This is a genomic window from Actinoplanes italicus, from assembly GCF_003001815.1.
Lineage (GTDB): Bacteria > Actinomycetota > Actinomycetes > Mycobacteriales > Micromonosporaceae > Actinoplanes > Actinoplanes italicus.
The window spans coordinates 223965-236427 of sequence record NZ_PVMZ01000014.1 but is presented as its reverse complement, the minus strand read 5'-3'; the positions used below and the strand labels follow the sequence as shown (position 1 = coordinate 236427).

Below are 12463 nucleotides of genomic sequence, written 5' to 3'. Positions count from 1 at the left end.
TCCCGGGCGCGTCCGCGGTTACTCCTGCTCGGCGTTGACGAACTGGGGGTGGTCGAGCAGGAACGCCGGTACGCGCTCCTCCCGTACGGCTTTGAAGAAGCCGTCGACCTCGGGGAGGAAGCGCTCGCCGAGGTACTCGCCCTCGAAGATGCCGTCGCCCGGCAGGTTGACCGTGACGATGTCGTCGATGTTCAGGCTCTTCAGCTCCATCGCCCAGTCCAGGACGGTGTGGCTGCCGGGCGCGACCGTCAGCGAACCGCCGGCCGCGTCCAGGACGCCGAGCAGCTTGCTCGGGTTGGTGAGGACGTCCCGGCTCATCGCCTGCTTGGCGATCGCCTTGATGAACTGCTGCTGATGACGCTGCCGGACGTAGTCGGTCATGCCCTCGCCGTACCGCTGGCGCACGTAGTCGAGCGCCTCCCAGGCCTTGAGGTGCACCGGCTTGGCGCTCTTCTTGTAGACCTTCTGCACCCCGGTGTACGGCCGGGAGCAGCGATGGTGGCCCTGGCAGGAGGGGATCCGGTCCCGGGCGCTGCCGTCCGGCTTGAGGTGCTCGCTCTTGACGTCCATGTCGATGACCATCTCGACACCGCCCATGGCCTCGACGATCTTCTTGAAGCCGCCGAAGTTGACGATCGCGCCGGCGTCGAACTTCTTGATCCCGGTGACTCCGCTGACCGTGCTGGCGAGCAGCTGGAAGCCCTGCGCGGCGCTGTACTTGCCGTCGCCCAGGCGGCTGCCGTATGCCATCGCGGCGTTGATCTTCGTGCGGTCGGCGCCGGTGCCGGACTTCTCGAACGCCGGGATGTCGACCCGCAGGTCACGGGGCATCGAGAAGAGGTACGCGGTGTGCCGGTCGGCCGGGATGTGCGCCACGATGATCGAGTCGGCGAGGGGCGCGGTCTGCTCGTCGCGCGGGTCGATCCCGACGAGCAGCATGTTGACCGGCCCGTCGATGCTCGCCGTGGACTCCTCGGCCGGCGGGGCCGCCTCCGCCGCCTTCGGCTGGATCGGGTCGAGGAGGCTGTTGTCGGTGACGGCGTCGGAGTACTTCGCGATCAGCGCCTGGCCGGTCACCAGAGTCCCGGCTCCGGCGACCAGCACCGCCGCCCCGACGCCGACACAGATCCGGGCCCAGAGCGGAGATCGTCGTTTCGTGGATGCAGCCACTCGTCAAGCCTCCCCCGTACCGGCAACGTGCGCATGATGGCACAGCCGCACAAGTCCCTGGGAGCCTTCCCAGCGGTCAGGCGAGTGACAACAGTCGCTGCTCCACGACCACCGGGACGGACAGGGTCTTGTAACCCACCGAGTCGAAGAGGACCGTCATCCGATCCTCCTCGTAGTTCATCACCATTCCTGTCCCCCATTCACCATGACGGACCTGACTGTGTACGGGAAAGGGCCCTTCCGGCTCGGCCGCGGCGATCTCGTGAGCCGACCCGTCGGCACAGTTGTCACAGTGGTTGCACGGCCGGCGCAGTTCCTCGCCGAAGTAGGCCAGCAGTGTCTCGGTACGGCACTGCCGGGACTGGGCGAAGCCGCGCATCATGTCGGTGCGCGACTTGACCACGGCCTGCTGCCGTTCGTACTCGGCCAGGGCCGCCTCGGCCGCCGCCGCCGGGAGCGGCGCACGGGCCGGGACGGTCAGTTTGTGTCCCGTGCCGGGCCGCATCGCACCCACCTGTTCCAGCAGGTTGAGGTACTGACCGAGCTTGCGCGGCCCGAGTCCGGTGGCCTTCTGCAGCGCCGTCTTGGAGACCGGTCCCTTGTGCAGCTCGCCGGCCAGGTCGCGCAACTCGTCGGCGTCGGGGGAGCCGCCCTGGAAGAACCGCTGGATGGCCTCGTCCTCGGAACGCCAGAGCAGCAGCGCACGGGCCGGTTCGCCGTCACGCCCGGCCCGGCCGATCTCCTGGAAGTAGCTGTCCGGCGAGTCGGGCAGGGCCACGTGCGCCACCCAGCGGATGTTCGGCTTGTCGATGCCCATGCCGAACGCCGAGGTGGCGACCATGATGTCGACCTTGTCGTCCTGGAAGTCGACGTGACGCTGCTCGCGCAGGCCGGCCGCCATCCCACCGTGGTAGAAGGTGGCCGGGTAACCGGCCGTGGTGAGTCGCTCGGAGAGTTCCTCGGCGGCACGCCGGGTGGCGACGTAGATGATGCCGGGCCGCTGCTCCTCGTCGAGCATGGTGGTCAGCTTGCGCCACCGGTAGTTGTCGTCGGGGCAGTACGCGACCTCGAGGAACAGGTTGCGCCGGTCCAGCCCGGAGACGTGGATCTCCGGCTTGTTCAGGCGCAGCCGGGCGATGATGTCCTCGCGGACCGGCGGCGACGCGGTCGCGGTCAGCGCGAGCACCGGCGGCCGGCCGATCTGCTTGATCATGTCGCCGAGCGCGAGATAGTCGGGCCGGAAGTCGTGACCCCAGGCCGAGATGCAGTGCGCCTCGTCGACCGCGACGAGGCCGGGCTTGAGGGCTTTGACCTCGGCCAGCCGAGCCGGGTCGCTGAGCTGCTCCGGAGTGATGAACAGGAACTCGGCCCGGCCCTCGCGGATCGCCTCGATCGCCTCGCGCTGCTCCTTCGGCGTCTCCTGGGAGCTGACGCGGACCGCGCGGATCTTGGCGTCGCCGCGTTCGTTGAGAGCGGCGATCTGGTCCTGCTGCAGGGCGAGCAGCGGCGAGATCACCACGGTGGGGCCGGGCAGCAGGACGGCCGGGATCTGGTAGATCGCCGACTTGCCGCCGCCGGTCGGGAGCACCACGAGGGCGTCCTTGCGGCGCAGCACGGCGCGCATCGGCTTGAACTGGCCGGGGCGCAGCGTGCGCCAGCCGAAGTGGGTGCGGGCGACCCGGCGCAGGCGGGGGCCGTAGATGGGCAGTTTCATCGAGCGGAGGCTATCCGATCTTCGGCAGGATCTCGCGGGCGTACAGGTCGAACAGGCCCTGGTAGTGCGGGCCGGTGTTGGCGACGTAGATCTCGTCGAAGCCCGCGTCGGCGTACTTCCGGATCATCTCCAGGTGCTTCTCCGGGTCGTTGCCGCAGACGAAGGTCTCGGCCACCATCTCCTCGGTGACCAGCTGCGACGCCTGCTCGAAGTGCTTCGGCGAGGGCAGCACCTGGGACAGCTCGCCGGGCACGCCCGCATTGGGCCATTTCTCGTACGCGATCCGCGCGCCCTCCTCGGCGGTGCCGGCGAACGCGGCCTTGAATCCGCCCTGGGCGACCTTGGTCCCGCCGCCGGCCTTCCGGAACCTGCCGACCATCTCGCCGTCGGGCATGACGCTGACGAAACCGTCGCCGATCCGCCCGGCCACCTCGGTCGCCTTGGGCCCGAAACCGGACACCAGGATCTCGACCGGCTTCTCCGGGAGCGTGTAGATCCGGGCGTTCTCCACGGTGTAGTGCTTGCCGTGGTGCGAGAAGTTCTCCCCGGTCCAGAGCCCGCGCATCACCTCGATCGCCTCCTCGAGCATCTCCAGGCGTACGTCCAGCTCGGGCCAGGCGTCGCCGAAGATGTGCTCGTTGAGCGCCTCGCCGGTGCCGACCCCGAGCCGGAAGCGCCCGCCGGTGAGGACCGCGCTGGTGGCGGCGGCCTGGGCGATGACCGCCGGGTGGATGCGGACGGTCGGGCAGGTGACCGCCGTGGTGATGTCCAGGCCGGTGGCCTGGCTGAGTGCGCCGATCATGGACCAGACGAAGGCGCTCTGGCCCTGGGCGTCCACCCAGGGGTGGTAGTGGTCGGAGATCCACAGGCCTTGGAAGCCGGCGCGTTCCGCGCCTTTGGCCTGCTCCAGGAGCTCGGCGGGCGAGTACTCCTCGCTCGACAGGAAGTAACCGATGCGCATGGCGCCCCCGGTACCCCTATTTGCCTCCGAACATGCGGCGTATCGCCCAGAGCAGGAAGAGAACGGCGAGGGCGATACCGAGCAGTCGCACGGCGTGCACCTCGGACCAGTCGACGCCGGTCGCGGCGAGGGGCGTGAGCACGTGCACATCCTACCGATCGATCGGTCTCAGCAAATAGAAAGGTTTGTTGACTAAATACTATGGGGGGTGTGAACATAGGTCCCCGGTACGGGCAGACAAACGCATCGGAGGTACGGGGGCTCATGACCATTCACGGCGATTTGCCGGAACTGGCCGCTGCGGTACTGCAACCGGGCTTCGTCGGAACGACCGCGCCGGACTGGGTCCGCCGCTGGCTCGGTTCCGGACTCGGTGGAGTCGCCCTCTTCGCCCGCAACGTGGAGTCACCCGCACAGGTGGCGGCGCTCACCGCGCAACTGCGCGCGGAGAACCCGGATGTGATCGTTGCCATCGACGAGGAGGCCGGTGACGTCACCCGGTTCGAGTCGCGGCACGGCAGCTCCCGGCCCGGCAATCTGGCACTCGGCGCGATCGACGACCACGAGCTGACCGAGCTCGTCGCCCGCGACCTCGGCCGGGAACTGGCCGACGCCGGCATCACGCTCGACTACGCACCCGACGCGGACGTCAACAGCAACCCCGGAAACCCGGTCATCGGCGTACGGGCGTTCGGCGCCGAGCCGGAGCTGGTGGCCCGGCACACCTCCGCCTTCATCCGCGGTCTGCAGGAAGCCGGTGTGGCCGGCTGCGCCAAACACTTCCCCGGGCACGGCGACACCGCCGTCGACTCGCACCACGACGTGCCGGTCATCACCCGCTCCGCCGCCGAGCTCGACGCCTGTGAGCTGGTCCCGTTCCGGGCGGCGATCGCGGCCGGCGCGCAGTCCGTGATGACCGGTCACCTGCTCGTCCCGGCCTACGACGCGGACCTGCCGGCCACGCTGAGCCCGCGCATCCTGACCGGCCTGCTCCGCGAGGAGCTCGGCTTCGACGGCCTGATCGTCACCGACGGCATCGAGATGCAGGGTGTCCGCCGCCGCTTCGGCCTGGAGGGCGCCGCGGTCCGGGCGATCGCCGCCGGGGTGGACGCCATCTGCGTGGGCGGCGACCATGCCGACGAACAGACCGCGATCCGGCTGCGCGACGCCATCGTCGCCGCGGTCCGGTCCGGGGAGATCTCCGAGGAACGCCTGCGCGACGCGGTCGCACGGGTCCGCCGGCTGGCCGCCTGGACGACCCGCACCCAGATCGCCACCGGCGCCCGGGCGATCGCCGATGCCGCGGCCGGCGCCGAGGTCGCGGTTCTCGGCTCGAAGGTCGGTTTCGAGGCGGCCCGCCGGGCGGTCCGGGTGACCCGCGGCGAGGATGGCCCGGCCCTGCCGCTGACCGGGATCCCGCACGTGGTCGAGTTCGCGCCGACGCGCAACATCGCGATCGGCAGCGAGACACCGTGGGGCGTCGGCGAGCCGCTCACCGAGCTGCTGCCCGGCACCACCTCGGTCCGGTTCGAGCCCGCCGACCTGGAGTCGCTGCCCGACCCGTCGGCGCCCGTGCTGGCCGGTGCCGGGGAGCGGCCGCTGGTCCTGGTGGTGCGGGACGTGCACCGGCACCCGTGGATCGAGCGGACCCTGCGCGGCGTCCTCGACGTGCGTCCCGACGCCGTCGTCGTCGAGATGGGCATCCCGGTCACGGTGGCCGGCGGGGTGCACATCGCCACCCACGGCGCGACCCGCGCGCTGGGCAGGGCCGCCGCCGAGCTCATCGCCGGCGTGAACGTGCCGGAGCCGGCGCCGCAGCCGGTCGCCGCCTGAACATCACATCCCGGGAGCCGTCCGTCCCGCCGCGCCCACGAACGCGCGGCGGGGCGGATCCGGCTGTGCCGTACTGCTGTCTCAACCGCGCTGACGACAGTATTACGACACGGCCGGGGGTCAGCGGGCGATCAGGTCCTGGTACTCCGGGTGCTCGCCGATGTACTTCGCGAAGAACGGGCAGGACGGGACGACCCGATCGCCGCGTTCCCGGAGCTGATCGAGGGTCTGTCGGGCCAGCTCGCCGGCCAGGCCACGGCCGCGCAGCTCGTGGGCCGTCTCGGTGTGCAGAATTCGCACCACGCCGTCGTGCGCGCGATAGACGGCGAACGCGCCCACGACGCCGTCCGTGATGAGTTCGAACCGCTGCTCGCCGGCGTTGTCCCGGACCACGTAGTCACTCACCTTCACAGCTTATTGTCATGCGGACCCCGTACCGTAAGAAGGGTGTTGATCTCTATGCCGCGCCGCCGCATCGCCGCCGCCCTCGCCTCGGCTGCCATTGGTCTCACCCTGCTCACCGGGTGCAGTGACGATGTCAGCTGCGGGCTCGACCAGTGCACCGTGACCGTCCAGCGAGAGACCAACGCCAGCGTCAGCGTGCTCGGGGTGGAGGCCAAGTTCGTCTCCGCCGACGAGAACACCGTGACCCTCGACGTCGGCGGAGAGCAGATCCAGCTGACCAAGGGCCAGCAGGCCGTCGAGGTCGGCGGTCTGAGCTTCACCCTGTCCAGCGTGACGCAGGACGCCGTCCAGTTCGAGGTCGCCCGATAGCACGGCACGTTTGACAATCGGCGCCGCTGGTCACATTGGGGGCATGACCGCAGCCTCGAACGTCAAGCACACCGCGTCACGGGCCGCCGAGAGCAAGCCCCTGGAGCTTCTCGCTCGGGGCGGCTTCATCGGATACGGCATCATCCACCTGCTGTTCGCCTGGATCGCGCTGCAGGTGGCCCTCGGTGGCTCCGGACAGGACAGTGACCAGTCCGGAGCCCTTCAAACCATAGCCAAGCAGCCGTTCGGCAAGACCCTGCTGATCGTCATCGCCGTCGGCCTGATCGCGATGGCGATCTGGCAGGCCTTCGAGGCCGCGATCGGCGAGAGCGGCCCGCAGGACCGCCGCGCCATGGCCGAGCGGGTCCTCTCCGGAGCGCGCACCCTCCTGTACGGCTACCTCGCCTGGAACGCCATCAAGATCGTTCAGGGCGCCGGCTCGTCGATGGGTGACAGCAACTCGAGCAACGCCTCCGGCCTGATGGCCTCCGAGGGCGGCCGGATCCTGGTCGGGCTGATCGGCCTCGTGGTTCTCGGTATCGGCGTCGGCATGGCGATCTACGGCTACAAGAAGAAGTTCCAGCGTCACCTGAACACCCAGCAGATGCCGGCCGGCACCCGTCAGCCGATCGTCCGCCTGGGTATGGCCGGCTACATGGCCAAGGGCACCGCGTACGCCATCGCCGGGCTCCTCGTGGTGCTCGCCGCCGTCAACTACGACCCGAAGCAGGCCCGGGGCCTGGACGCCGCGCTCAAGACGCTGGCCGATTACTCCTGGGGCGTGTGGCTGCTGGTCCTGATCGCCGCCGGCATCGCGGCGTTCGGCGTCTACTGCCTCGCACAGGCCAAGTACCGCAAGATCTGAACCAGAACGGCCCCAGCGGCGGATGTGAGCTATCTCCGACATCCGCCGCTCGCCGGTGTTCTCAGTAGCCCCACAGGCAAGGCTGGACTCCGGCCGGATTGCCGTCGTGGGAAGGAAGATTGTTTATGACCGCCCTGTTGGCCGTCGCCGGTGCCGCGGCTGTGGCGATCGTGTTCGTCGAGATTGTGCACTGGTTGATGAAGAGACTCGGACGGCGCTCACCTCTCGCCGCCGACCTGGCCCGGACCATGCACCGCCCGTTCCAGGCGACCGTCGTGCTGGTCGCGGTGCAGCAGGCCGTCCGGATCTGGGCCGATGAGTTCCCCGGCCGCTCCGGCGTGGTGCACGCCCTGGTGCTCCTCTGCATAGCGGCCGCCGCCTGGCTGGTCGGCGCCACCCTGCTGGTGCTGGAGGACATGGCCCTGGCCCGCTGGCGCACCGACGTGCCGGACAACCTCAAGAGCCGCCGGATCAAGACCCAGGTGGTGATGCTGCGCCGGGTCACGGTGGCAGCCATCGTGGTGCTCACCATCGGCGTCATGTTGATGACCTTTCCGGACATCCGAGCTCTGGGCGCCAGCGTGCTCGCCTCGGCCGGCGTGATCAGCGTCGTCGCGGCACTGGCCGCGCAGAGCACCCTGGGCAATGTGTTCGCCGGGCTGCAGCTCGCCTTCAGTGACGCGATCCGGGTCGACGACGTGGTCGTGGTGGAACAGGAATGGGGCCGGATCGAGGAGATCACCCTCACCTATGTGGTGGTGCAGATCTGGGACGACCGGCGGCTCATCCTTCCGACGTCCTATTTCACCACCAAACCTTTCCAGAACTGGACGCGTACGTCGTCGGCCGTGCTCGGAACGGCCGAGATCGACGTGGATTGGGCGACCCCAGTCGAGCCGGTACGTTCCGAGTTGCAACGTGTCTGCGAGGAGTCCGACCTGTGGAACGGCAAGGTCTGCGTGCTCCAGGTTACCGAGGCGACCGACGGCCGGATCCGGCTGCGGGCCCTGGTCAGTGCGGACGACGCGGCGGCCCTCTGGGACCTGCGCTGTCTGGTCCGTGAGCGGCTGGTCGCCTGGATCTGGCAGCACCAGCGGACCGCGGTGCCGCGGATGCGCGCCGAGGTCGAGCCGGCCCGGGCCGTTCCGCTGCAGATGGACGGTCACCACCGGCCGGACGCGGACTCCGGCGGGGCCAGGGTCTTCAGCGGCGGCGTGGACGGTGACGCCCGCGGAGCGGTCTTCGGAGGACCCGACCCGGTTGCGTCCGAGCGCAAGGATTGAGGGAGCTCTGATCAGGGCATACCCCGATCACACGGAAAGGGGGACATGATGACCGATGTCGTGAACGGCGTTCCCGTCCGGCCGACCACCGAGAAGTCGACCGCGGAACTGGTGCAGCAGGCCAGCGAACAGCTGAGCCGACTGGTCCGGGACGAGATCACCCTCGCCAAGGTCGAGCTGGCGGAGAAGGGCAAGCGGGCGGGCATCGGCGCCGGCCTGTTCGGCGGTGCCGGTGCCTTGGCGATGTACGGACTGGGTGCGGCGATTGCGACCGGGATCATCGCCCTCGACCTGGTACTTCCGCTCTGGCTGGCCGCGCTGATCGTCACCGTGGTGCTCTTCGCCATCGCCGGTGTGCTCGCGCTGCTGGGCAAGAAGCAGATCAGCCGCGCGGTTCCACCGGAACCGTCGGCAGCGATCGAGAGCGTGAAGGCCGATGTCGATGAAGTGAAGCACGCGGTCAAGGAGCGTGGGAGGGCATGAACGACCGGAGGGAGATCATGCCCTCACCTGGCTGCGCTTTTGAATCCGGAGGGGCGGGACAACTATGAGCGACAACAACGGATCCGCCGCCAAACCGGACCTGGTGGCGCTGCGGGCCGACATCAGGCAGACCCGCGCCGACCTGGGTGAGACGGTGCAGGCGCTGGCCGCCCGGGCGGACGTGAAGGCACGGGCACGCGAGCAGGTCGATCTGACCAAGCAGCGGGCGCGCGCGCAGGTCGATCTCACCAAGCAGCGGGTGCTGACCAAGGCTGCCGAGATGACCGGGCGGGTGCGCGAGACACCGCCGCGCGAGCTGGTGCACCAGGCCGGTTCCACGGTCCGGGCCAATCCGGTTCCCGCCGTGCTGGTGTTCGCCGGCCTGGCGGCGCTGGCCGGGATCATCCTTATCGTCCGAGGGAGGCGTTGATGGCGGGCAAGTTGCAGAAGGTGGCTCTGAAGCCGGTGAACGTGGCGCTCGGATTCGCCGCCGGTGCGGCCGCCGGGTTCCTTTTCAAAGAGGTGTGGAAGCTGGTCGCCGGGGACGACGACGCCCCGGACGCCGGTGACCCTGATCGTGGCTGGGGAGAGATCCTCACGGCGGCCGCTCTGCAGGGTGCGATCTTCGCGGTGGTGAAGGCCGCGGTCCATCGTGGCGGTGCCATCACGACCGAGAAACTGACGGGTGTCTGGCCGGACTAGATCATCTCTTGTATAGACAACTGTCTTGGCGGTCCCCCACTTCGTTCGACAGAAGTGGGGGACCTTTTCCATATCGGTCACCCATTATTGGATTCCTTCGAGGGGCAGCTTTACGGCCCGATTTTCGGGTACAGTGTGGCCAGTTTTTGCGTACGTGGTTCGCTGCTTCTGCCTGACCCGCGCGACGCCGGCCCCATCCCGGGGGGTTCGGCGGGTGTCACGAGGGCCCGGCGGATGGGACGTCCTCTGAAAAGGCCGCCTCACGGCGCCGCTGCTCGAAAACGGTCATCGGCCCCGCGCTGCTGCGGTTGGGCGGGCCGGCATTTTCAGAAGGAGAGTTCAGCATGGCGCAAGGAACCGTGAAGTGGTTCAACGCAGACAAGGGCTTCGGCTTCATCACCGTCGACGGCGGGGGTGCTGACGTGTTCGTCCACTTCTCGGCCATCCAGACGAGCGGCTACCGCACTCTGGAGGAGAACCAGCGGGTGGAGTTCGAGATCGCCCAGGGCCAGAAGGGCCCGCAGGCGGAGCAGGTTCGCCCGCTCTGAGACCTAGTAACCGGTCGTGAGACCGGGCGCCGACCGCCTGGCGGAGGTCGGCCCGACCGTGGCCCCGCACCCTCATCGAGGTTGCGGGGCCTCTTTCGTGCCCTGCAGTGCCGCCCGTTTACTGCTGACCGCTGGAGCGCCGGCGCATCCCGACGACGATCAGCGCCAGCCCGGCGACGATCAGCGCGCCGCCGGCCGCCGCCCAGAAGGTCTGTCCGCTCATCAGGCCGTCACCCAGGTAGTCAAGCCCCTGGAGCGTCCACACCCCACCGATCACGAGCGCCAGCAGACCGAGAGACATGGTGAGCCAGCCTCTCAACCGCGGCGGCTCGGTTTCATTGTTCACCATTTGTCGTGTACCTGCGGGCGAATCAACTCATCGTAGACCGCGGTGATCATTTCTCGGGTTTCCGGCGATAGCGGTGCGAGGCCGGCCGCTGCGGCGTTCGCCCGCGCTTGTTCCGGGTTGCGGGCGCCGGGGATGACGACGGTGAGGCCCGGCTGGTCGATGATCCAGCGAAGCGCGAATTGCGCCATCGTGGCTCCGGCCGGCACCAGCGGACGCAGCCGGCTCACCGCCTCGAGACCGACCCGGAAGTCCACCCCGGAGAACGTCTCGCCGACGTCGAACGCCTCGCCATGCCGGTTGTAATTGCGGTGGTCGTCCGCGCCGAAGGTGGTGCCCTCGTCGTAGCGCCCGGAGAGCAGGCCGCTGGCGAGCGGGACCCGGGCGATGATGCCCACGCCGGCCTCGGCGGCGGCCGGCAGCACTCGCTCCAGCGGCTTGAGCCGGAACGCGTTGAGGATGATCTGCACGCTGGCGACGCCGGGCCGGGCGATGGCCGTCAGGGCCTCGTCGGCCCGCTCGACGCTCACGCCGTACGCCGCGATCCGCTTCTCCTGGACCAGGGTGTCGAGCGCGTCGAAGACCTCGTCCGACGAATACACCGACGTGGGCGGGCAGTGCAGCTGCACCAGGTCGAGCGTGTCCACGCCGAGGTTGGCGCGTGAACGGTCGGTCCAGGCACGGAAGTTGTCCAGGTGGTAGTTGCCGTGCTCCTGGGCGACGCGGCGGCCCATCTTGGTGAAGACGGTCAGGCCGGGCTTGTCCTTGACGAAGGAGCCGATGATCTGCTCGCTGCGGCCGTCGCCGTAGACGTCGGCGGTGTCGATGAAGGTGACGCCGGAGTCGACGGCGGCCTGCAGGGTGGCGTGCGCGTCGGCCTCGCTGACCTGGCCCCAGTCGGCGCCCAGCTGCCAGGCGCCGAGACCCACCACGCCGACGTCGCGACCCAACCTGCGAAAGCTTCGATTTTCCACGTCGTGACAGTACCGCTCGTCTGTTAGCGTCAAACAAGACGTACGTACGGTTTAGGAGGTTGGTATGTGGGATCCCGCTGTCTACCGCCGGTTCGGAGCCGAGCGCTCGCGTCCGTTCTTCGACCTCGTCGGCCGGGTCGGTGCGGAGAGTCCACGAGCCGTCGTCGATCTCGGCTGCGGGCCCGGTGAGCTGACGCGCACGCTCGCCGAGCGCTGGCCGGCGGCACGGGTCGCCGGTCTCGACTCGTCGCCCGAGATGATCGCCAAGGCGGCCGCCGAACCCGGTCCGGTGGAGTTCCGGCTCGCCGGCATCGGCGACTGGCATCCCGATCCGGACACCGACGTGGTGGTCACCAACGCCGCCCTGCAGTGGGTGCCGGGACATCAGGAGATGCTCGCCCGCTGGGCCCGGGAACTGCCCTCCGGCGCCTGGCTGGCGATGCAGGTGCCGGGCAACTTCGACAGTCCGGGACACCGGGCCGCGCGGGAGCTGTCCCCGGTCGGGCTCCGGGCCGACCCGGTGTCCGATGCCGCCGGCTACGCGGAGATCCTCACCGCGGCCGGAGCGATCGTGGACGCCTGGGAGACCACTTATCTGCACCTGCTGCCGGCGGACGGGCCGGAGCACCCGGTGCTGCGCTGGATGGAGGGCACCGCCCTGCGGCCGGTGCGCGCGGCCCTCGACGACGCGGCGTGGGCCACGTTCCGCGCCGAGCTGGCCGAGCGGATCATCGCCGGCCATCCGGTGCGGCACGGCCTCGTGGCGTTCCCGTTCCGCCGTATCTTCGTGGTGGCCTCTATTCAGTGATC

The 12463-nt window shown here is 69.2% G+C and carries 16 protein-coding genes; 9 read left to right on the top strand and 7 right to left on the bottom strand.

Annotation, left to right across the window (positions count from 1 at the left end):
* Positions 1 to 18: 18 nt before the first annotated feature.
* From CLV67_RS30850 to CLV67_RS54360, 4 genes are all read right to left on the bottom strand, one after another.
* Positions 19 to 1170 (bottom strand): LCP family protein, encoded by a 1152-nt coding sequence (locus CLV67_RS30850; protein WP_239166611.1) that lies wholly within the window; start codon positions 1168 to 1170, stop codon positions 19 to 21.
* Between the two features lie 76 nt (positions 1171 to 1246).
* Positions 1247 to 2884: a RecQ family ATP-dependent DNA helicase gene (locus CLV67_RS30845; RefSeq protein WP_106324633.1), complete on the bottom strand. Its 1638-nt coding sequence runs from the start codon at positions 2882 to 2884 to the stop codon at positions 1247 to 1249.
* Between the two features lie 10 nt (positions 2885 to 2894).
* The gene (locus CLV67_RS30840) at positions 2895 to 3845 is read right to left on the bottom strand and encodes a TIGR03557 family F420-dependent LLM class oxidoreductase (RefSeq protein WP_106324631.1); all 951 of its coding nucleotides are present in this window, start codon (positions 3843 to 3845) and stop codon (positions 2895 to 2897) included.
* A gap of 16 nt (positions 3846 to 3861) precedes the next feature.
* Positions 3862 to 3987 (bottom strand): hypothetical protein, encoded by a 126-nt coding sequence (locus CLV67_RS54360; protein ID WP_275413259.1) that lies wholly within the window; start codon positions 3985 to 3987, stop codon positions 3862 to 3864.
* Positions 3988 to 4109: 122 nt separating this feature from the next.
* On the opposite strand from CLV67_RS54360, the gene CLV67_RS30835 reads away from it, so the two are divergent.
* Positions 4110 to 5678 carry a glycoside hydrolase family 3 protein gene (locus CLV67_RS30835; RefSeq protein ID WP_106324629.1) on the top strand — a complete coding sequence of 523 codons (1569 nt, stop codon included), beginning with the start codon at positions 4110 to 4112 and terminating at the stop codon, positions 5676 to 5678.
* Between the two features lie 120 nt (positions 5679 to 5798).
* Here CLV67_RS30835 and CLV67_RS30830 read toward each other — a convergent pair whose 3' ends face one another.
* Positions 5799 to 6083, bottom strand: coding sequence for a GNAT family N-acetyltransferase (locus CLV67_RS30830; protein ID WP_106324750.1), 285 nt, complete (start codon positions 6081 to 6083; stop codon positions 5799 to 5801).
* Positions 6084 to 6125: 42 nt separating this feature from the next.
* On the opposite strand from CLV67_RS30830, the gene CLV67_RS30825 reads away from it, so the two are divergent.
* The 7 genes from CLV67_RS30825 (at position 6126) to CLV67_RS30795 (ending at position 10333) form a co-directional block, all read left to right on the top strand.
* On the top strand, positions 6126 to 6452 hold the full coding sequence (locus CLV67_RS30825; RefSeq protein ID WP_373873177.1) for a hypothetical protein: 327 nt from the start codon (positions 6126 to 6128) through the stop codon (positions 6450 to 6452).
* A gap of 43 nt (positions 6453 to 6495) precedes the next feature.
* Positions 6496 to 7317, top strand: a complete 822-nt coding sequence (locus tag CLV67_RS30820; protein ID WP_106324625.1) for a DUF1206 domain-containing protein — start codon at positions 6496 to 6498, stop codon at positions 7315 to 7317.
* Positions 7318 to 7442: 125 nt separating this feature from the next.
* Entirely contained in the window at positions 7443 to 8600 is a 1158-nt protein-coding gene (locus tag CLV67_RS30815; protein ID WP_106324623.1) for a mechanosensitive ion channel family protein, read from the top strand.
* Positions 8601 to 8648: 48 nt separating this feature from the next.
* Positions 8649 to 9083 carry a phage holin family protein gene (locus CLV67_RS30810; protein ID WP_106324748.1) on the top strand — a complete coding sequence of 145 codons (435 nt, stop codon included), beginning with the start codon at positions 8649 to 8651 and terminating at the stop codon, positions 9081 to 9083.
* 64 nt (positions 9084 to 9147) lie between these two features.
* Positions 9148 to 9513, top strand: coding sequence for a DUF3618 domain-containing protein (locus CLV67_RS30805; RefSeq protein ID WP_106324621.1), 366 nt, complete (start codon positions 9148 to 9150; stop codon positions 9511 to 9513).
* Positions 9513 to 9785, top strand: a complete 273-nt coding sequence (locus tag CLV67_RS30800; protein WP_106324619.1) for a DUF4235 domain-containing protein — start codon at positions 9513 to 9515, stop codon at positions 9783 to 9785. The genes CLV67_RS30805 and CLV67_RS30800 overlap by 1 nt, the downstream gene beginning before the upstream one ends.
* A 344-nt stretch (positions 9786 to 10129) precedes the next feature.
* Positions 10130 to 10333 (top strand): cold-shock protein, encoded by a 204-nt coding sequence (locus CLV67_RS30795; RefSeq protein WP_011905669.1) that lies wholly within the window; start codon positions 10130 to 10132, stop codon positions 10331 to 10333.
* 118 nt (positions 10334 to 10451) lie between these two features.
* Here the strand turns inward: CLV67_RS30795 and CLV67_RS30790 are convergent, their stop codons facing one another.
* Together CLV67_RS30790 and CLV67_RS30785 are read right to left on the bottom strand one after the other, a co-directional pair.
* Entirely contained in the window at positions 10452 to 10634 is a 183-nt protein-coding gene (locus CLV67_RS30790; RefSeq protein ID WP_239166612.1) for a hypothetical protein, read from the bottom strand.
* Between the two features lie 41 nt (positions 10635 to 10675).
* Complete coding sequence (locus CLV67_RS30785) at positions 10676 to 11653, bottom strand: aldo/keto reductase (protein WP_106324615.1); 978 nt, start codon at positions 11651 to 11653, stop codon at positions 10676 to 10678.
* Positions 11654 to 11717: 64 nt separating this feature from the next.
* Between CLV67_RS30785 and CLV67_RS30780 the strand changes: the two genes are divergently transcribed.
* Positions 11718 to 12461, top strand: a complete 744-nt coding sequence (locus CLV67_RS30780) for a methyltransferase domain-containing protein (protein ID WP_106324613.1) — start codon at positions 11718 to 11720, stop codon at positions 12459 to 12461.
* The last annotated feature ends 2 nt before the right edge of the window (positions 12462 to 12463 follow it).